We start from the raw sequence: 18,959 nt of genomic DNA, 5'->3' as shown, positions 1-18,959 counted from the left end.
GCGGAGCGCCGCCCGCGTCAAGCGGCACTCGCCGGCGGCAACCCGGCATTCTAGCGGAGCGCCGGCCCCATACTGTCAGGGATGGTCAGCGCGCGGCCGGCGCATGCAAATCCGCGAGCGGGTTATGCGATACTCCGGCGACCAGCCGCGCTACCGGCATGCCGGGGGATGGCCGGGCGGTATCGGCATCCAGCGCGGGCAGAAAACGACCTCGCAGCAACGCTGCGGAAAAATGGCTGACAGAATGGAACGCGACGCCGCGCAAGTCTTCCGGGCAATCCATCACGAACAGCGGCGGCACGCGCACGAACGCGTGCCCGGCCGCGATGCCGCGCGCAAACACCCCGCGCCCGGCGCCCGCCGTCACCCGCTTCGCGGCCGTCGGAGCGCGCGATGATCGTCCTCAGCCATTTCAGCCACGACGCGCCCGCCAGCCTCGAGAATCACCGGCAATACGCGCAGGCGCACGGATATCGCCACGAAATCGTCGACGCGTCCGCGATGCCGCAGGCGCTGCCGTTGCGGCCGCTCTATCGCTACGAATCACTGCTCCATGTGCTGCGCGGCGCGCAGCCCGGCGAACTCGTGCTGTTGCTCAGCGAAGATGCGGCGATCATCGAGCCCGTCGCGCTCGATCGCCTGATGAGCGGCCGCGACATGTTGTTCGTCGACGCGTTCGCGCCCCCGCTGCCGCAAGTCGACGTACAGGTCTGGCGCAATACCGCGTCCGTGCGGGCGATCGTGATGCAGCTCGTGCAGCGCTGCAAGCTCGGCAGCGAACCGCGGCTGACCTCGGAGGCCGCGCTGTTCGCGGAGTTCGACACGCATCACTACATGACGCCGATCGACGGGCTGTATCCGGTCATGCCGACCAGCCCCGACCTCGATCCGATGTGGAGCCGCGAACCGACGTTCGCGATCAGCATCGACGACACGCCGCACGATCCCGAACGGAAAGGCACGACACCGCGCTTCCGCGATACGCTCGTGGCGTACGTCAATCGATGCCGGGCCGCCGGCCGGCCGATGTTCTCGTTCGATCACGAAGCCGCGAACACGCCGGACGAAGCCGCCGAGCGCAGCACCTACAATCCGGGCCGCCCGATTGCGTTGATGACGCTCTATACGCCGAACATCGGCAGCTATGCGCGCGTCGCGGAACGGAATTTCCGGCGCTACTGCGACACGCACGGCTACACGCTCTACGTGCATCGCGACATTCCGGCCGAGATCGGCCTGAACGCGACCGGCAACTGGTTCAAGCCGTGGCTGCTGCATGCGTACCTGCAGCATCACGAATGGGTCGTGTGGCTCGATGCCGACGTGCTGATCGCAGACCAGCAGAAGCCGCTGGCGCCGCTACTCGAAGGCCGCGACTGGCTGCTCGCGCACGACATCGGCCAGTGGGCGTTCAACTCGGGCGTGATGGCGTTCCGGCGCACCGGGCGCAACGACGCGATGCTGCGCGACATGATGACGACGATCGCCGCGCTGCACGACCGGTCGAGCGTCTATGCGAGCGATGGCGACCAGCTGCATTTCATTCGCGCGATGGAGCACGACGGGCAATTGCACGGTGAAGGCGTGGACGATCTCATCCGCTTCAACACGCCCTGGCTGTTTCGCCGTGCGGACAGCTACATCGTGCATTACTACGGGATGTGGTCCGCGATGCGGGCGCTGATGATGGCGCACGACGACGGCGTGCTGCGCTGACGCCCTCGTTCAGAGTGGCCAACGCGACGGCGCACGAATGCGTGGGGCCGCTACATGGCCCCGATCCATTTTTCGAACCAGCCTTGACGGGAGATCAGCATGGAACAGATCGGGTATTCATGGCCGACCTTCGACCAACTCACTCAGCATCTCGTCAACGCAATCAACCCGAACAGCATTCTGGATATCGGGGCTGGCGGCGGGAAATACGGGCGGCTGCTCAAGCAGGTCGTGCCGGATTGCCGTTTTACGGCGCTGGAATGCGACCAGGAGACACATCCCTTCCTGATCGAGAACGGGTACGACGACATCATTTCCGGCGTCAGCGACACGCTCTATGAACGATCTGGTGACGCGTATGACACGGTCATCCTGGGAGACGTGATCGAACACATGCGTCACTCCCAGGGTCGCGATTTGCTGGAGTTCCTCAACTATCGATCGCGGTACATCATCATTTCGACTCCCGAGTGCATGCCGATGAGCGGAGCGTCGTACTTCGAGAGCCACAACTCCGTCTGGCGGCCCGATTCATTCGTGTGGCATGACTTCTGGGCGCATCAGCAATGTGGGGTCATGCACTTCTACCTGCTCAGAGGACACCTCGACTGGAACGCGACGCGTCTTGATTCGCTTGTGAACTCCGCAAACAATTCGAATCTATTCAATACGCGCGCCAGCAGCGAACAGGAGGCCGCGAATGAAAATATGCTCCAGCCGGTCAACCTGACACTCCATGACTCCCGGTACATGGAAAAAATCGATGGCGACCAATACGTGGTATTCCGTCCGACCTGATTTCACGAGCGAGATTCCATTCGGGATCGACGTATCCTGCTTGCACGATGAATAAAAAAAGGCGCCATGCGGCGCCTTTTTCACGATTGACGAACGCTCGCGGAGCCGGAAGCCAGGCGCGGTCCGCGAAGGCCCTCATCGCCTGCCGGCGGGAGCCGGCACACACGGACGACCGTCAGACCGGCGCAATCGTCGGCGCGACAGCAGCCGGGTCGGTGAGGCTGGGCTTGCCGGTTTCGACGTGCCCCGCGATGCGGCGCGTCCAGCCTGCATTCCCCGCCACCACGAACTGCAGGTCGTACCAGTGGCTGCTGCACGACAGGTCCCAGCGCGCCTCGACGCGCTGCCCCGCCGGCACCGTCAGCGTGCGCGCTGCGCCGCCGTACGCGACATCGGTCGCCGTGACCGTCAGCGTGCCGGTGCCCGCGTTGGCGATCGTCACGTACACGTCGCCGTTGGCGGTGTCGTAGCACGGCGTGATTTCGGGCTTCGCGCCGGCATCCGCCGCGGCCGAACCCGCGAAGCGCCGGAAATAACCGTTCGGGCCCCACACGCTCACCAGGTAATTGCCGTTCGCGTCGAGCGCCCACGTATCGGTCAGCTGCTTGCCCGCTTCGACCGTGTAGCGGCGCGGCATCGCGGTCGCGTCACCCGTATAGACCCAGAAGTGCGCGCCTTGCGCACCGGTATTCGCGAACGTCACCGCGTAGCCCTGCGCCTGCAGCTGGCCGGTCACGTGCAGCTCGTACGGCAGCGCGCGCGCCGGCCGCGTGCCGGCCTCCTGCGCCGTCACGACCTGCTGCGCGGTGCTGGCCGGCGCGGTCTGCGACGACGCGCGCGAGCACTGCAGGTCCGCCTGCGCGACATACGCCTGCGTGCTCGGCAGGGTCGGCAGCGTGGCATCCGATTTCGAGAAGTCGAGCGCCGACGTCAGGTCGCCGCAGATCGCGCGACGCCACGGCGAGATGTTCGTTTCCATCACGCCGAAGCGCTTCTCGATGAATTGCAGCACCGACGTGTGATCGAACACCTGCGAGCAGACGAAGCCGCCCTTCGACCACGGCGAGACCACGAACATCGGCACGCGCGGGCCGAGGCCGTATGGCAGGTTGTCGGCCGTGTACGTGCCCGTTTGCGTCGAGGTCACGACGTTGTGCCGCTCGAGCGACACATCCACGGTGCTCATGCCGGAACCCGGCAGCGTCGGCGCCGACGGCGGCACGACGTGATCGAAGAAGCCGTCGTTCTCGTCGTACATGATCAGCAGGACGGTCTTGCTCCAGACTTCCGGATTCGACGTCAGCGCATCGAGAATCGTCGACAGGTAGTACGCGCCATACAGCGGCGTGAACTTCGGATGCTCCGAATACGCGGCGGGCGGCAGCAGCCACGATACCTGCGGCAGCGCGTTCGCCTGCACGTCGGCCTTCAGCTGCGTGATCGGGCGCGTGCTCATCCCGCGCGTCTGCAGCGACGAGCCGGCCGGCGCGTTCACGAAGTTGTTGAAGCACGCGAGCATGTTCGTGCCGTAGTTGCCGGTGAAGTTGTCGAACCCGGTGCCCTGCTGGTAGATCTGCCACGAGATGCCCGCTTTCTCGAGACGCTCCGGGTACGTCGTCCAGCTGAAGGGCGGCAACTGGATCTTGTCGAACTGGTTGTCGATGTAGTCGGTGTTGTCGAGCAGCGGGCCGCCGCCCGTGCCGAGCGGGTCGACCATGCCCGTCATCAGGTACATGCGGTTCGGGTGCGTGTTGCCCGGAATCGAGCAGAAGTAGTTGTCGCACACGGTGAACGCATCCGCGAGCGCGTAATGGAACGGGATGTCGTCGCGGACGTGGTAACCCATCGTCATGTTCGACTTCTGCACCGCCCATTGATCCGCGCGACCGTTGTCGATCGCACCGTGCGTCGTCGCCCACGTATGCGGCAGGCCGCCGATACATTGCGCGTTCACGCCCGGGTTGGTCGTGTCGTAGCGGAACGGCGCGATCACGCTCGTCTTGTCCTCCTGCCGCGGCTGGAACCACACCGGCTTGCCGTTCGGCAACGTGACCGGGAAGCGGTCGTTGTAGCCGCGCACGCCGCTCAGGTGACCGAGGTAGTGGTCGAACGAACGGTTTTCCTGCATGAACACGACGATGTGCTGGACATCCTGGATCGTGCCCGTGACGGAATTCGGCTCGATCGCCAGCGCCTTGCGGATCGATTCGGGAAGCAGTGCGGTGGCGGCGGTCGCGCCGGCGAGGCCGGCGGAGAACTTCAGAAAGTCGCGTCGCGAATGGGTGGCCATGCTGGTTGCTCTTGATTGGATTTCTGGTGGAAACAGCCGGGATCAGGAAGCGGGCGAGGAAGCAGGTGCGGTGAATCCGGGCGGACAGTGCATCTGCGCGGTGGCGACCACGCCGCCGCCGCAAGCGGCCTTCTGCTGCGCGACGGGTGCGGCGGGGGCCGTCACGTCGTCGTTGCAGGCACCGAGGAGTGCTGTCAGCGCGATCAGACCAACGACCGCGAAAGGCCGTAGGGCCGAGTTTCGCATAACGTCTCTCCGTGGATGTGATGACTTGACACAGGCGCGGATGTGCACCGGTCATGTCGACGGCGAGATGCTAATTTCAGCGTGTTACACGACAGTGTCGCGTAAGGAGGCGAGCGGCGTGCACGCAGGTGGCGGCACGTGTCAGGACGGAAGGGAGAGTGAACGACGTAATGCAATCGAAAGATTCGCATTGCTTCGTTTTGCCATGGCGATCGAAGCAGGCTCGTCGCAGTAGCGGTCGTGCAAAGAATCGCGAAGCTTTATTTATTGACGGGCCGGCAGCCGCAGCAGCCGGCCCGCATACGGCGAAACAGGCGACGCTCAGCCTTCCGCCATCATCAGCAACTGCGCGCCATCCGACACCTGGTCGCCGACGCCGTACAGCACTTCCGCGACCACGCCCGCGCTCGGCGCGCCGATCGTGTGCTCCATCTTCATCGCTTCCATCACGATCAGCGGCGTGCCCGCTTCGACCTTCTGGCCGGGCTCGACCAGCACCGCGATCACCTTGCCGGGCATCGGTGCGGTCAGGCGGCCACCGCCCTGCTCCGCGTCACCCGCATGCGCAAGCAGGTTGCGCCATTCGAACGTCTCCGCCGTGCCTTGCGTGAACACGTGGAAGTTGTCGCCGTCCGCATACACGCGGCCGCTGCTACGAACGCCGCCGAGCGTCACGTCGAAATCGAGCGGCGTGGCGCCACGCGTCCATGCGAACGGTTGCGCGGCGGCGCCGCCGGTCGCGAGGCGTGCAACCGCGCCGTCGTCCTCGTACGTGGCCGTCACGTCCGCTTCGCGCTCGGCCGCGTGCCATTCGAGCGTGCGGCGATAGCCTCCGTTCAGTCGCCAGTCCGGCAGCGCGCCCCACGGCGACGAACCCTGCGCAGCCGCGCCGCGTTCGCGTGCGAACAGCGCGGCGCACGCGAGCGCCAGCATCGCGCGCGGCGGCTCTTGCGGTGCGAACAGCGTGTCGTGGTTACGCTCGATCAGGCCCGTATCGAGATCGGCCGTCGCGAACGGTGCGCACGCAACGATCCGCTGCAGGAACGCGGCGTTCGTGTGCAGGCCGACCACTTCACAGGCACGCAGTGCGCGCAGCATCAGGCTCAGCGCTTCCGCGCGGTCGGCGCCATGGACGATCAGCTTCGCGATCATCGGATCGTAGAACGGCGTGATCGCATCGCCTTCGCGCACGCCGCTGTCGACGCGCACCGATGCACCGATCGCGAACTCGACGCCTGCCGGCAACCTCAGGTGCTTCAGCGTGCCCGTCGACGGCAGGAAGCCGCGCGCCGGGTTCTCCGCGTAGAGACGCGCCTCGAGCGCGTGGCCCTGCACGTGCAGTTCATCCTGCTGCAGCGGCAGCGGCTCGCCGGACGCGACGCGCAGTTGCCACTCGACGAGGTCGAGCCCCGTGACCATCTCGGTGACCGGATGCTCGACCTGCAGGCGCGTGTTCATTTCCATGAAGTAGAACGCGTCGCCCGTCATGATGAATTCGACGGTTCCCGCGCCGACATAGGCAACCGCACGCGCGGCCGCGACGGCTGCTTCGCCCATCGCGCGGCGCACGTCGTCCGGCAAGCCCGGCGCCGGCGCTTCTTCCAGCACCTTCTGGTGACGGCGCTGCACCGAGCAGTCGCGGTCGAACAGGTACACCGTATTGCCGTGCGTGTCGCCGAACACCTGCACCTCGACGTGACGCGGGCGCGTCAGGTACTTCTCGATCAGCACGCGATCGTTGCCGAAGCTGCTCGCGGCTTCGCGCTGGCACGACGCGAGCGCCGCCGGGAAATCGTCGGAGCGCTCGACCACGCGCATCCCCTTGCCGCCGCCGCCCGCGCTGGCCTTCAGCAGCACCGGATAGCCGATCGCGTCGGCTTCGCGATGCAGGTTGGCCGCGTCCTGGTCGTCGCCGTGATAGCCGGGCACGAGCGGCACGGCGGCCGCGTGCATCAGCGCCTTCGCGGCCGCCTTCGAACCCATCGCCGCGATCGCGTCGACCGGCGGCCCGATGAAGACGATGCCGGCCGCTTCGCACGCATGCGCGAAATCTTCGTTCTCCGACAGAAAGCCGTAGCCGGGGTGGATCGCCTGCGCGCCGGTGGCGCGCGCGGCTTCGATGATGCGCTCGATGCGCAGGTAGCTGTCCGCGGCGGCCGAGCCGCCGATGTGCACGGCCTCGTCGCATGCGGCCACGTGTTTCGCGTTCGCGTCCGCGTCGGAATAGACGGCGACGCTCGCGATCCCGAGACGTTTGCACGTCGCGGCGACGCGGCACGCGATTTCGCCGCGATTGGCGATCAGAATCTTGTCGAACATGGCTTCGGTGTCGTCCGGAAAGAGGGGGTCACGCGCGCTGCGCGATCATTCACGCCACGACGGCGTGCGCTTTTCGAGGAAGGACGCAATCCCTTCGCGCGCTTCCGCGCCAGCGCGGGTGCGCGCGATCCAGTCGGCGGTCTGCTCGATCAGCGTCGCGTCGAGCGGTCGGCCGGCGACATCGGCCACGAGCCGCTTGCACGCCTTCACCGCGTCGGGGCCGTTCGCGACGAGCGTCGCGGCCAGCTTCGCGACCGTTTCGTCGAGCGCATCGGCCGGCACCGCGTCGTGAATGAAGCCGAGCGACGCCGCGCGCGCGCTGTCGAACACCTCGGCCGTCGTGAAGTAGCGGCGCGCCGCGCGCTCGCCCATCGCACGCACCACGTACGGGGCGATCGTCGCGGGGATCAGCCCGAGCCGCGCTTCCGACAGGCAGAACTTCACGCTGTCGGCAGCGATCGCGATGTCGGCCGCCGCCACCAGGCCCACGCCGCCCGCGTATGCATCGCCATGCACGCGTGCGATCACCGGCTTGCCGCAGCGATGGATCGCCTTGAGCATCCGCGCGAGCTTGCGCGCATCGGCACGGTTCTCGTCGTCCGAGTAACCGGCCATCTTCTTCATCCAGTTCAGGTCCGCGCCCGCGCAGAACGCCGCGCCTTCCGCGGCGAGCACGATCGCGCGCACGCCTTCGTGCGCATCGAGCCATTCGAACGCGGTGGTCAGCTCGGCGATCGTCGTCTCGTTGAACGCGTTGCGCACGTCGGGACGCGCGAGCGTGACGGTCGCCGCGCGACCGGCTTCACTTACCTTGATCGTTTCGTATCGCATCGTTCAGCCCTCCCGGCCGTTACATGCGGAACACGCCGAAGCGTGTGTCTTCGATCGGCGCGTTCATCGACGCGGCGAGGCCGAGCCCAAGCACGTCACGCGTCTGCGCGGGGTCGATCACGCCGTCGTCCCACAGCCGCGCGCTCGCGTAATACGGATGGCCCTGGCGCTCGTACTGGTCGCGGATCGGCTGCTTGAACGCATCCTCTTCCTCGGCGGACCACGAACCGCCCTTCGCCTCGATGCCGTCGCGGCGCACCGTCGCGAGCACCGATGCGGCCTGCTCGCCGCCCATCACCGAGATGCGCGCGTTCGGCCACATCCACAGGAAGCGCGGGCCGAAAGCGCGGCCGCACATCCCGTAGTTGCCGGCGCCGAACGAGCCGCCGATGATCACCGTGAACTTCGGCACCTTCGCGTTCGACACGGCCGTCACCATCTTCGCGCCGTGCCGCGCGATGCCTTCGTTCTCGTACTTGCGCCCGACCATGAAGCCCGTGATGTTCTGCAGGAACACGAGCGGAATCTTGCGCTGGCAGCACAGCTCGATGAAATGCGCGCCCTTCACGGCCGACTCGGAGAACAGGATGCCGTTGTTTGCGACGATCCCGACCGGGTGGCCCCAGATGTGCGCGAACCCCGTGACGAGCGTCGTGCCGTAGCGCGCCTTGAATTCGTCGAATTCGGAATCGTCGACGATGCGCGCGATCACCTCGCGCACGTCGAACGGCTTGCGCGTATCGACCGGAATCACGCCGTACAGGCTCTTTGCGTCGAAGCGCGGCGGCTTCGGCTCGCGCAGCGCCACCGGCGATGCGATCTTCGGCGCGAGGTGATCGACGATGTTGCGCGCGATCGACAGCGCATGCGCGTCGTTCTGCGCGAGATGGTCGGCCACGCCCGACAGGCGCGTATGCACGTCGCCGCCGCCGAGATCCTCGGCGCTCACTTCCTCGCCGGTCGCGGCCTTCACGAGCGGCGGCCCGCCGAGGAAAATCGTGCCCTGCTCCTTCACGATGATCGATTCGTCGCTCATCGCCGGCACGTATGCGCCGCCCGCCGTGCACGAGCCCATCACGACGGCGATCTGCGCGATCCCCGCCGCCGACATCGTCGCCTGGTTGAAGAAGATGCGGCCGAAGTGGTCGCGATCGGGAAACACGTCGTCCTGGTTCGGCAGGTTCGCACCGCCCGAATCGACGAGGTACACGCACGGCAGCCGGTTTTCCGCGGCGATTTCCTGCGCGCGCACGTGCTTCTTCACGGTGACCGGATAGTAGGTGCCGCCCTTGACCGTCGCGTCGTTGCACACGATCACGCATTCGCGGCCGGCGATCCGGCCGATCCCGGTGATGACACCCGCGCCCGGCGCGTCGTCGTTGTACATGCCGTTCGCCGCGAGCTGCGAGAACTCGAGGAACGGCGCGCCCGGATCGAGCAGTTGCGCGATGCGGTCGCGCGGCAGCAGCTTGCCGCGCGACAGGTGCTTGTCGCGCGCGGCCTGGCCGCCGCCTTGCGCGAGCTGTTCGATCTTCGCGCGCAGGTCGGCGACAACCGCCTCGAGCGCGGCGGCATTCGCGCGGAAGTCTTCCGAGCGCGGGTTCAGTTTCGATTCGATGATCGGCATCGACGGGGCTCCGTTCGCGTGACGTGGGGCGTTACATCGTTTCCGCGAACAGCTCGCGGCCGATCAGCATCCGGCGGATCTCGCTCGTGCCGGCGCCGATCTCGTACAGCTTCGCATCGCGCCACAGGCGCCCGACCGGGTACTCGTTGATGTAGCCGTTGCCGCCGAGGATCTGGATCGCCTCGCCGGCCATCCACGTCGCCTTCTCGGCCGTGTAGAGGATCACGCCCGCGCAGTCCTTGCGCACCTGGCGGATGTGGTCGCTGCCTGCCGAATCGAGGTGGCGGCCGACCGCGTACAGATAGGCACGGCACGCCTGGAACGTGGTGTACATGTCGGCAACCTTGCCCTGGATCAGCTGGAATTCGCCGATCGACTGGCCGAACTGCTTGCGGTCGTGGATATACGGCACCACCGCGTCGAGGCACGCGGCCATGATGCCCGTCGGGCCGCCCGACAGCACGGCGCGCTCGTAGTCAAGTCCGCTCATCAGCACCTTCACGCCGCCGTTGAGCTGGCCGAGGATGTTCTCCTCCGGCACTTCGACGTCCTGGAACACCAGCTCGCCCGTGTGCGAGCCGCGCATGCCGAGCTTGTCGAGCTTCTGCGCGACCGAGAAGCCCTTCATCCCCTTTTCGACGATGAATGCGGTGATGCCGCGCGAGTTGGCTTCGACGTCCGTCTTCGCATAAACGACGAGCGTGTCGCAATCGGGGCCGTTGGTGATCCACATCTTCGTGCCGTTCAGCACGTAGCGATCGCCGCGCTTGTCGGCGCGCAGCTTCATGCTGACGACGTCGGAGCCGGCGTTCGGCTCGCTCATTGCAAGCGCGCCGATGTGTTCGCCCGACACGAGCTTCGGCAGGTATTTCTGTTTCTGCGCGTCGGTGCCGTTGCGATGAATCTGGTTCACGCACAGGTTCGAGTGCGCGCCGTACGACAGGCCGATCGACGCCGAGGCGCGCGAGATCTCTTCCATCGCGACCATGTGCGCGGTGTAGCCCATGTTCGCGCCGCCGTATTCCTCGGCCACCGTCATGCCGAGCACGCCGAGATCGCCGAACTTCTTCCACAGATCCATCGGAAACTGGTCGGTGCGGTCGACTTCGGCCGCGCGCGGCGTGATTTCCTTCGCCGCGAACGTCGCGACGGCGTCGCGCAGCATCTCGATGTCTTCACCGAGCATGAATTGCACACCGGGCAGGTTGATCATGTCTCCTCCGTCTCCAGAAAGTGTGTGGCACTCACCGATTTCTGAGTTTCGCTCAAATCGCATGAATACCTAGATTCATTGACCGATACAGCGTAAATTTTGCACAGTTTCGCGCCTCGTCGGGTTCGGCGTCAATAGTTTTTTGAGTGACACTCAGATATCATGCCGAGATGACAGCCGCTACCGCCGACACCATGACCGCCACCGTCAAAGCCGACCGCGCCGACACGTCGCGCGCGCCCGCCGGGCGCAAATCCCAGCAACGCGTGCAGGACATTCTGCGCGCCGGCCGGGAAGTGTTCGCCGAAAAAGGTTACGAGCATGCGACGGCCGCCGAGATCGCGCAGCGCGTGGGTGTGTCGGAGGCGACGGTGTTCAGCTATTTCCGCGGCAAGCGCGAGCTGTGTGCGCGCGTCATCGCGGATTGGTACGACGAAAACATCGCCGCGTTCGAGCACGGGATGCCGCAGGACGCGTCGGTACAGCAGCAGTTCGCGTTCATCGTGCGCACCCACCTGCGGCTGATGCTGGTGAACGGCACGGGCCTGTGTGCGCTGGTGCTGTCGGAAGGCCGCGCGAAGCAGCATGCGCTGAGCGACGAGCTCACCGCGCTGCAGCGCCGCTACACGGCGCCGCTGATGGACGTGCTCGCGCGCGGCCAGGCGGCCGGGCAGGTACGCACCGACCTGCCGCTGAGCCTGCTGCGCTCGCTGGTGTTCGGGCCGATCGAGCACGTGCTGTGGGATGCGATCCTCGGGCACCGCAAGCTCGATACGGAAGCGACGGCCACGCAGCTCGTCGACATGCTGTGGGCGGCCGTGCAGCCGCCGGCGCCGGAACAGGCGGCGCTCGTGCGCTTCAGGAACGAAGTGGCGGAAGCCGTGCGGCGGCTGGAAGGCGAAAGCACGCGCGGGTGACGCGGCGGGCGGATGGCGGGCGACACCGCGGCACGATGACCGCGGCGGGCCGGTCAGTTGGCGAGGCGGCAGTGCGAGAGCTTCAACCCCGGCAGGACGGGCGCATCGATATAGCCCTCGTTCACGCAACTGAAGCGGAACGCCGACGACGTGACGAACGGCTTGATCTCGCCACCGGGGAATTTCGGCTTCAGCGCATCCTGGTCGGCCACGTCGAAATGCGTGTCGAACTGCTCGCCGTCCTTCGTCAGCGCGCCGAAATAGGTGCCGCCCGGGTCGCTGCCCATCCGGATCACGGCGCCGACGAACACGAGGCGCTTGCCGTCGTACTTCGTCTTCGCGGCGGCCATGTCCTGCGTATAGGCCTCGATCACGGCGCCGTAATGCGCGTCGATCGCGGGCTCGGTGTCCGACGCGGCGCGGGCGTTCTGGTGAACGCCCGCCAGCAACGTGCATGCCGCAAGCGCGGCCGCCGCGAACGGCGCGGAATTCTTCTTCATGGGTGGTCTCCCGTCTAGCGTGGTGGTTGAAGTGATTGAATACGGCGCTTCGCCGGCTGCCCGGCGCAACGCCGGACGAATTCGCTTCCGTTGCTTTAATCGTTCGAATGGCGGAACACGGCTGCGATCACTTCACCACCCGCATGGTCGACTGCGGTGCGCAGCGTCGCGCTGAACGCGACGTGACAGGAAGATGACATGGTGCGGCCCCCGGCTCTCTCATTGAATTTCACTGCGTCTGATTTTGGTCGCTACGGTAGCAGACGGCCGACGGCCCGGCAACCAAGGCCCGCGCACCGCCAATCGCGTCATTACAATTGCAAATGATTCTCATTACGTATATTATTCGCCCCCTGGTCGCGGCGAAACGCTGCGGCCCGCGACACGATCCTTAGTACTCCGTCCTGCATCGATTCATGCCATCCCGTCGAACGCCCCGCCGCGCCCGGACCTTGCGTCCGTGGTGCACGAGCCTGCCTGCCCTGATCACGTTTTGCGTCGCGAGCGGCACGCATGCGTCCGCCGCCGAACGCGGCGACGCCGTGCCGGCTGCTTCCGCCTCCACGCCCGCGACGCCGGCCGCGCGCGATCTCCCGGCCATCAGCGTCAGCGCATCGGCAACCGCCGATCCGACGGTCGGCTATCAGCCGCGCACCACGAGCATCGCGGGCGGCGACAACCGTTCGATCAAGGAAATTCCGCAATCGGTCGCGGTGGTCAGCAGCAGCGTGATGCAGGACCAGCAGGCGCGCTCGCTCGACGACGTGCTCGGCAACATCAGCGGCGTCACGCAAACGAACACGCTCGGCGGCACGCGCGACGCGTTCATCAAGCGCGGCTTCGGATCGAACAACGACGGCTCCGTGCTCGTCGACGGCGTGCGCACGCCGGTGCTGCACAGCTATCTCGCGACGATCGACCGCGTCGAAGTGCTGAAGGGCCCGGCGTCGCTGCTCTACGGGATGCAGGACCCGGGCGGCGTGATCAACCTCGTCACGCGCAAGCCGGAAGACACGTTCGGCGGCTCGATCTCGGCCTCGCGCACGAGCCACGGCGGCAGCAGTGCGACGTTCGATCTCACGGGCCCGCTCGGCAAGCCCGGCCAGGTCGCGGGCGGCACGCTCGCGTTCCGGCTGACCGGGCAATACGACACGAGCCGCTACTGGCGCAGCTTCGGCCGCCAGCGCGACGCGCTGATCGCGCCCGCGCTGTCGTGGCACGACGCGAACACGTCGATCGACGTCAGCTACCAGTACGTCGACTACACGACGCCGTTCGATCGCGGCACTGTGCTCGTGAACGGCCAGCTCGACGATGCGCTGCGCTATCGCCGCTACGAGGAAGCGTGGTCGCAGAGCAACGGCATCCAGGAAACGCTGCGTGCGCGCGTCGAGCACCGCTTCTCCGATGCGTGGCGCATGCGTGCGACCTACGGCTGGGGTCGCGATCGCTACGACCAAACCATCACCCGCGCCACCGCATTCAACAGCACGACCGGCGCACTGACGCGCTCGTCCGATGCGAACCTCGGGCGCAACGATTCCGACCAGATCGCGACGCTCGGCCTGCTCGGCAACGTGACGCTCGCCGGGATGAACCATGCGATCTACGTCGGCGGCGAATACGAGCGGCAACGCAGCTTCCGCGGCGACACGATCCGCGGCAAGGCGACCAAGGGCTTCAACCTGTACGACCCCGTGTACGACCTGCTCGCACCCGGCGGCATACCCAACCCGAAGCAGAGCGATTCGCGCTCGGTGGTGCATGCGTATTCGACGATCGTGCAGGACTCGGTGAAGCTCACCGACCGCCTTACTGCGGTAGGTGGATTGCGCTGGGAAAACTGGCAGCAGGAATCGGGGATGGGCCGGCCGTTCGTGTTCGCCGACCGCTCGCGCGGCACCGTGTGGCTCCCGCAGTTCGGGCTCGCGTATGCGCTCACGCCGGCGCTGACCGCCTACGCGAACGTGAGCCGCTCGTTCAAGCCGAATGTCGCCACGAACGTCGCCGCGCCGCTCGCGCCGGAATACGGGCGCGTGCTCGAGGCCGGGCTGAAGTTCAGCCTGAAGCCGGCGATCACCGGCACGCTCGCGGTCTACCAGATCGACAAGCGCAACGTCGCGGTCACGGTCGGCGATCTGACGTCGACGATCGGCACCGCGCGCTCGCGCGGGATCGAGCTCGACGTCGCGGGGCAGATCACGCGCCATCTGAGCGTGATCGGCAGCTACGCTTATACGAACGCGAACGATCGCGACAGCAACACACCGCTCGTCAACGTTGCGCGCCATACGGGCAGCCTGTTCGCGGTGTATGACACGGCGATCGCGAACCTGCCCGGCCGCTGGCGCTTCGGCGGCGGTGCACGTCTTGTCGGTGCACGCCCGGGTGACACCGCGAACAGCTTCACGCTGCCCGGCTATGTGACCGTCGACGCATTCGCGGCCTACGAAACGACGATCGGCAAGTTCCCGACGCGCTTCCAGCTCAACGTGAAGAACCTGCTCGACAAGACCTACTACCCGTCGAGCAACAACAACCTGATCGTCGCGGTCGGCGAGCCGCGACTCGTCACGCTGACGACGACCGTGTCGTTCTGATGGTCTGATGGCCTGACGGCCTGATGCGTACGTGGGCTTGCCGGCAAGCGGCGGCCCACGCGCACACCTGCATCTGCGGCCGCCTTCCACGCGCAACCGCTCCCGCCTCCTTAGCGCAGCATCCCGGCCACTTCACGGTTGATCGACTGCGGCAAGCCCGCGCACGTTGCGTCGAACAGCAACGCTGCGACGAAACATCGCTCGACCCTCTGGCCCGACAAGAGCGACAGCGAAACGCCTCGTTGCTCGCCGCCAACACTCGCGCCGGATTCTGCTTGACCGGCGTCCCGCACAACGCCCGACGCAGCCCTCCACACGCCTCCCCGGCACCCGCATCTCCGCCCGCAGAAATGCATTCGAGCGATGCAATTCCGCCCGCTCCCGAACCGCATCGCACGCCGTATGATCGCCCCGGCCTTTTCCCAAGGCCGTCCAAAGCGCGTCGCCATCTCCATCCGGTCACGCGCTACGCCATCACTACCCAGCGAACATGTCCCACTTCTCACTCATCCTCGTCGTCTCCCTGTTGAGCGCCTTTGGCCTGATCGCGTCCGACGTCTACCTGCCCGCGATGCCGTCGATGGCCCACGCGTTTTCGATCGACGCATGGCAGATGCCGCAGACGGTATCGGCGTACCTGATCGCGCTCGCCTGCGCGCAACTGTTCTACGGCCCCCTCTCCGATCGATGGGGACGCAAACCCGTGCTGACGGTCGGCATCCTCGTGTACATCCTCGGCTCGATCGGCTGTGCCAGCGCCAGCGGCTTCGCAAGCTTTCTCGGCTGGCGCGTGCTCGAAGCGCTCGGCGCGGCGTCCGGCCTCGTCATCGGTCGCGCGATCATCGCCGACACCTGCGACAAGCACGCATCCGCGAAGGTCTACAGCATCGTGTATCCGCTCGTGTCGCTGTCTCCGGCGATCGCGCCCGCGATCGGCGGATATCTGGCTGCATGGTTCGGGTGGCGGAGCGACTTCATTTTCGTCGCCGCGTTCGGCGGGGTCGCGCTCGTGCTCGTCCAGCTTCTTCTGAAGGAAACGCGGCCGCCCGTCACGCCGGGGCAACATCGCGCCGTGCCGCTGGCCGGCTTCGCCGACGTGCTCGGGGATCGGGCATTCATCCGGTACACGCTCGTCGTCTGCGCGATCTATTGCGCGTGGTTCGTCTACCTGACGCAGTCGCCGTTCATCTTCTCGGGGCTCGGCCTGTCGGAACAGCAGAGCGGCTGGCTTTATCTGCCGCTGACCGCCGGCATCATTTCCGCCAACCTGCTCTCGCGTCGCATGCTCGACCGGATGTCCTATGACGCGATCGTCGCGGCCGGCGTGGGCTGCTTCGTGGCCGGCGGCATCGCGTTCGCCCTGTGCGAGTCGTCGCAGGTCAAGGGCATCATCGCGATCGTGATGCCGATGTTTCTCGTCAGCCTGTCGAACGGGTCGTCGCTGTCGCTCGCCGTGTCGGGCGCCATCGCGAGCGAACACGGACGCGCGGCCACGGCGTCCGGGCTCGTCGGATTTTTCCAGATCGGCAGTGCGTCGCTCGCGGCCACCGTGTCCAGCAGCCTGCTCGGTACCGGCAGCCATGTGCTCGCGACGGCCATGCCGTTCTTCGCGATCGTCGCCGCGGTTGCGATCGTGCCTCGCTGGTATGCCGCGCGACGCACGCTCTCGATGCGCAAAGCCCAGCCCCGTTGAGCACCCGGCCCCGCACCGGCGAGATCCCGGCCGCTATCGATAGCGGTCGAACGAAGCAGCAATCTCGGCGGTGACGGCCCGAACGCGCGCGGTCCGGTTCAGGTCCGTATGCGACACGAGCCAGACCTGGTACGGCGCGGCGCGCGACTTGCCGGGCCAGATTCGCGCGAGCGAATCATCCCCTTGCGCCATATACACCGGCAGTTCGCCGATGCCGATGCCCGACCGGATCGCTGTCGCCAGCATCAGGCTCGAACTCACTTGCGCAGCGATGCGCCCGCGCTCCATCGACTCGCCGCATAGCGTGTCGCCCTGGTTGGACGTGATGGCGGGTTGGTAGACGACCAGGTCATGCCCTTCGAAGGCGGCCCCGGTCGCGGGCTCGCCGTGTGCATCCAGATACTCGCGACTCGCGAACAGCCCGACCTCCCACTCGGCCAGCTTCCGGCGGACGAGATCGGGGTTTTCCGGCATCACGGTTCGAATCGCGAGATCCGCATCGCGCCGGGTCAGGTTGAGCACCTGCACCGACGTTGTCAGGATCACGTGTATCGCGGGGCATTTCCGTCGCAACGACCGTATCGCGGGCACGACGAAATCCATCGCGAGGGAATCGGTCGTCGTCACGCGGACCTCGCCTTCGAGCCGGTCGTCCGAGCCGTGGACGCGGCGCTCGAAGTCACTCGCCGCCCGCTCCATCGCTTCCGCGGCCTGCAGCGAATGCTCGCCGATCTGCGTCATGACATAGCCGGACGACGTCTTGAGAAACAGCTTCGCGCCCAGCGCCTTCTCCAGCGCCGTCAGGCGTCGCCCCACGGTGGCCTGATCGACATCGAGCACGGCCGCGGCTTCGCGCAGCGTCCCGGTGCGATGAACTGCCAGAAAAACGCGGGCATCGTCCCAGTTCATGGATAACGTTCTCTCTCGGTAAAGCGTGTGTGCATTCGTCGGGGGGCAATTATACAAGCCGCCCCTCTGCTCCCTTCGCCACATAATCAGTCATCCAGATCAATATTCCGGTCAATTCGCCGACCCAGGCCGGAGCCGTCCGCTGGATATCCCCCAACGACCCGGGACTCAGAAGAAGGTCGAATGCAACACGCGCGCCGATGGCCGTTGCACCGATCGCACCGCCCCCGCCCTGCCGTCCAATCATCAGACCCTCGAATATCTCCCATCCGATATCGCGATTTTCCGTATCGGGCGGGCGCCGCTAGACTGGCTACGCATTCGCGACGCCGCATCGCTGCACGGCAACGCGACACGCCCCCACAAAAACGATTCCGGGAGATAAAAGCCATGTCCGACCGGCATGCGCGCCGAGGCGCGCTCAAGACACTCGGCCTCGCGGCCGGCACCGCGCTGCTCGCCGCCGCGCGCTCCGCTCACGCGGCAACGCCTGAAACCGGTGCGCTGCTGCCCGGCGGCGCCACACACCTCGCCGACCTCACGCGCCGCCTCGCGGCCGCACCGAGGCGGCGCGACTTCAAGACGGTGCCGATGATCCTCGAACGCCCCGACCAGTGGGATCACGCGGCGCTCGCCGAAGTGACCGGCTACCGCGGCGGCCCGAAGCAGGTGTGGGACAACACCGAGCTCGGCGGCCCGTGGCTGAACCTGATGCGCAATTCGCTCAACGCGCAGATCTGGTCGTACCGTCATCCGGATTTCCTCGTCGTCTCGGCCACGCACGGCAGCGCGCATCTCGCGCTGTTCGACCAGGCCGCGTGGGACAAATACGGCCTCGCGAAATTCGCCGGCGCCGCGTTTCCGTCCAACACGCTGCTCGACGCGAAGCCCGCGCAATCGAAGGGCGCGCAAGACCACGAGTCGCCCGACGGCGCGTTCTCGTCGCACGACAACAGCCTCGCTGCGTTGCAGCAGCGCGGCGTCGTGTTCCTGTCGTGCCACAACGCGATCTGGGAACTCGCGGAACGGCTCGACGGTGCGAACGCGAATCCCGACAAGCTGCCGCTCGATGCGCTCGCGGCCGACCTGACCAACCACGTGATCCCGTCGGCGATCGTCACGCCGGGCGCCGTCGGCACGCTGCCCGAACTGCAGCAGGCCGGCTTCACGTACGCAAAATGAGCCCCGCGATGACATCGATCCCCCGTCAACTGCAACCGACATCGCGCCGCCGCCGGCGCACGCTGCGCGCCGTGCTGGCCGCGTGGCTCTGCTGCGCGTCGGCCCTCTCGCTCGCCGC

At 66.5% G+C, this 18,959-nt stretch carries 14 protein-coding genes; 6 read left to right on the top strand and 8 right to left on the bottom strand.

From position 1 onward, the window contains the following. Positions 1-85: 85 nt before the first annotated feature. Positions 86-367, bottom strand: a complete 282-nt coding sequence (locus tag G3O00_RS20645; protein ID WP_206144147.1) for a hypothetical protein — start codon at positions 365-367, stop codon at positions 86-88. 26 nt (positions 368-393) lie between these two features. Between G3O00_RS20645 and G3O00_RS20640 the strand changes: the two genes are divergently transcribed. Continuing rightward, positions 394-1,716, top strand: coding sequence for a galactosyl transferase GMA12/MNN10 domain protein (locus tag G3O00_RS20640; RefSeq protein ID WP_206144146.1), 1,323 nt, complete (start codon positions 394-396; stop codon positions 1,714-1,716). Between the two features lie 99 nt (positions 1,717-1,815). Beyond that, positions 1,816-2,514, top strand: a complete 699-nt coding sequence (locus tag G3O00_RS20635) for a class I SAM-dependent methyltransferase (protein ID WP_206144145.1) — start codon at positions 1,816-1,818, stop codon at positions 2,512-2,514. Positions 2,515-2,689: 175 nt separating this feature from the next. On the opposite strand, the gene G3O00_RS20630 is transcribed toward G3O00_RS20635, so the two are convergent. The 5 genes from G3O00_RS20630 to G3O00_RS20610 all read right to left on the bottom strand — a co-directional run bounded on the left by G3O00_RS20630 (position 2,690) and on the right by G3O00_RS20610 (position 11,040). After that, positions 2,690-4,804 (bottom strand): phospholipase C, phosphocholine-specific, encoded by a 2,115-nt coding sequence (locus tag G3O00_RS20630; RefSeq protein ID WP_206144144.1) that lies wholly within the window; start codon positions 4,802-4,804, stop codon positions 2,690-2,692. Positions 4,805-5,371: 567 nt separating this feature from the next. Beyond that, entirely contained in the window at positions 5,372-7,369 is a 1,998-nt protein-coding gene (locus tag G3O00_RS20625) for an acetyl/propionyl/methylcrotonyl-CoA carboxylase subunit alpha (protein ID WP_206144143.1), read from the bottom strand. A gap of 45 nt (positions 7,370-7,414) precedes the next feature. Further along, entirely contained in the window at positions 7,415-8,200 is a 786-nt protein-coding gene (locus G3O00_RS20620; protein WP_206144142.1) for an enoyl-CoA hydratase/isomerase family protein, read from the bottom strand. A 19-nt stretch (positions 8,201-8,219) separates the two neighbouring features. Then, positions 8,220-9,827 (bottom strand): carboxyl transferase domain-containing protein, encoded by a 1,608-nt coding sequence (locus G3O00_RS20615; RefSeq protein WP_011354037.1) that lies wholly within the window; start codon positions 9,825-9,827, stop codon positions 8,220-8,222. Positions 9,828-9,858: 31 nt separating this feature from the next. Further along, positions 9,859-11,040, bottom strand: coding sequence for an isovaleryl-CoA dehydrogenase (locus G3O00_RS20610; protein WP_041493178.1), 1,182 nt, complete (start codon positions 11,038-11,040; stop codon positions 9,859-9,861). Positions 11,041-11,210: 170 nt separating this feature from the next. Between G3O00_RS20610 and G3O00_RS20605 the strand changes: the two genes are divergently transcribed. Then, positions 11,211-11,957 carry a TetR/AcrR family transcriptional regulator gene (locus tag G3O00_RS20605; RefSeq protein ID WP_206144141.1) on the top strand — a complete coding sequence of 249 codons (747 nt, stop codon included), beginning with the start codon at positions 11,211-11,213 and terminating at the stop codon, positions 11,955-11,957. A gap of 53 nt (positions 11,958-12,010) precedes the next feature. On the opposite strand, the gene G3O00_RS20600 is transcribed toward G3O00_RS20605, so the two are convergent. Then, positions 12,011-12,457, bottom strand: a complete 447-nt coding sequence (locus G3O00_RS20600) for a hypothetical protein (protein WP_206144140.1) — start codon at positions 12,455-12,457, stop codon at positions 12,011-12,013. Between the two features lie 416 nt (positions 12,458-12,873). Here G3O00_RS20600 and G3O00_RS20595 point away from each other — a divergent pair, with 416 nt between their 5' ends. Both G3O00_RS20595 and G3O00_RS20590 read left to right on the top strand, forming a co-directional pair. Beyond that, positions 12,874-15,057 carry a TonB-dependent siderophore receptor gene (locus G3O00_RS20595; RefSeq protein WP_206144139.1) on the top strand — a complete coding sequence of 728 codons (2,184 nt, stop codon included), beginning with the start codon at positions 12,874-12,876 and terminating at the stop codon, positions 15,055-15,057. 490 nt (positions 15,058-15,547) lie between these two features. After that, the gene (locus G3O00_RS20590) at positions 15,548-16,750 is read left to right on the top strand and encodes a multidrug effflux MFS transporter (protein ID WP_206144138.1); all 1,203 of its coding nucleotides are present in this window, start codon (positions 15,548-15,550) and stop codon (positions 16,748-16,750) included. Between the two features lie 33 nt (positions 16,751-16,783). Here the strand turns inward: G3O00_RS20590 and G3O00_RS20585 are convergent, their stop codons facing one another. Continuing rightward, entirely contained in the window at positions 16,784-17,659 is an 876-nt protein-coding gene (locus G3O00_RS20585; RefSeq protein ID WP_206144151.1) for a LysR family transcriptional regulator, read from the bottom strand. Between the two features lie 390 nt (positions 17,660-18,049). On the opposite strand from G3O00_RS20585, the gene G3O00_RS20580 reads away from it, so the two are divergent. Then, positions 18,050-18,841 carry a transcriptional initiation protein Tat gene (locus G3O00_RS20580; protein ID WP_206144137.1) on the top strand — a complete coding sequence of 264 codons (792 nt, stop codon included), beginning with the start codon at positions 18,050-18,052 and terminating at the stop codon, positions 18,839-18,841. Positions 18,842-18,959 lie beyond the last annotated feature (118 nt).

The organism is Burkholderia sp. Ac-20384, from assembly GCF_017104605.1.
GTDB classification, from domain to species: Bacteria; Pseudomonadota; Gammaproteobacteria; order Burkholderiales; family Burkholderiaceae; genus Burkholderia; species Burkholderia lata.
This window is presented reverse-complemented; position numbering and strand designations above follow the sequence as displayed.

What these genes read in the sequence shown, in the direction of transcription:
- G3O00_RS20640 (WP_206144146.1), top strand. Translation starts at nt 394, where the DNA reads ATGATCGTCCTCAGCCATTTCAGCCACGACGCGCCCGCCAGCCTCGAG.
- G3O00_RS20635 (WP_206144145.1), top strand. Translation starts at nt 1,816, where the DNA reads ATGGAACAGATCGGGTATTCATGGCCGACCTTCGACCAACTCACTCAG.
- G3O00_RS20630 (WP_206144144.1), bottom strand. Translation starts at nt 4,804, where the DNA reads ATGGCCACCCATTCGCGACGCGACTTTCTGAAGTTCTCCGCCGGCCTC.
- G3O00_RS20625 (WP_206144143.1), bottom strand. Translation starts at nt 7,369, where the DNA reads ATGTTCGACAAGATTCTGATCGCCAATCGCGGCGAAATCGCGTGCCGC.
- G3O00_RS20620 (WP_206144142.1), bottom strand. Translation starts at nt 8,200, where the DNA reads ATGCGATACGAAACGATCAAGGTAAGTGAAGCCGGTCGCGCGGCGACC.
- G3O00_RS20615 (WP_011354037.1), bottom strand. Translation starts at nt 9,827, where the DNA reads ATGCCGATCATCGAATCGAAACTGAACCCGCGCTCGGAAGACTTCCGC.
- G3O00_RS20610 (WP_041493178.1), bottom strand. Translation starts at nt 11,040, where the DNA reads ATGATCAACCTGCCCGGTGTGCAATTCATGCTCGGTGAAGACATCGAG.
- G3O00_RS20605 (WP_206144141.1), top strand. Translation starts at nt 11,211, where the DNA reads ATGACAGCCGCTACCGCCGACACCATGACCGCCACCGTCAAAGCCGAC.
- G3O00_RS20600 (WP_206144140.1), bottom strand. Translation starts at nt 12,457, where the DNA reads ATGAAGAAGAATTCCGCGCCGTTCGCGGCGGCCGCGCTTGCGGCATGC.
- G3O00_RS20595 (WP_206144139.1), top strand. Translation starts at nt 12,874, where the DNA reads ATGCCATCCCGTCGAACGCCCCGCCGCGCCCGGACCTTGCGTCCGTGG.
- G3O00_RS20590 (WP_206144138.1), top strand. Translation starts at nt 15,548, where the DNA reads ATGTCCCACTTCTCACTCATCCTCGTCGTCTCCCTGTTGAGCGCCTTT.
- G3O00_RS20585 (WP_206144151.1), bottom strand. Translation starts at nt 17,659, where the DNA reads ATGAACTGGGACGATGCCCGCGTTTTTCTGGCAGTTCATCGCACCGGG.
- G3O00_RS20580 (WP_206144137.1), top strand. Translation starts at nt 18,050, where the DNA reads ATGTCCGACCGGCATGCGCGCCGAGGCGCGCTCAAGACACTCGGCCTC.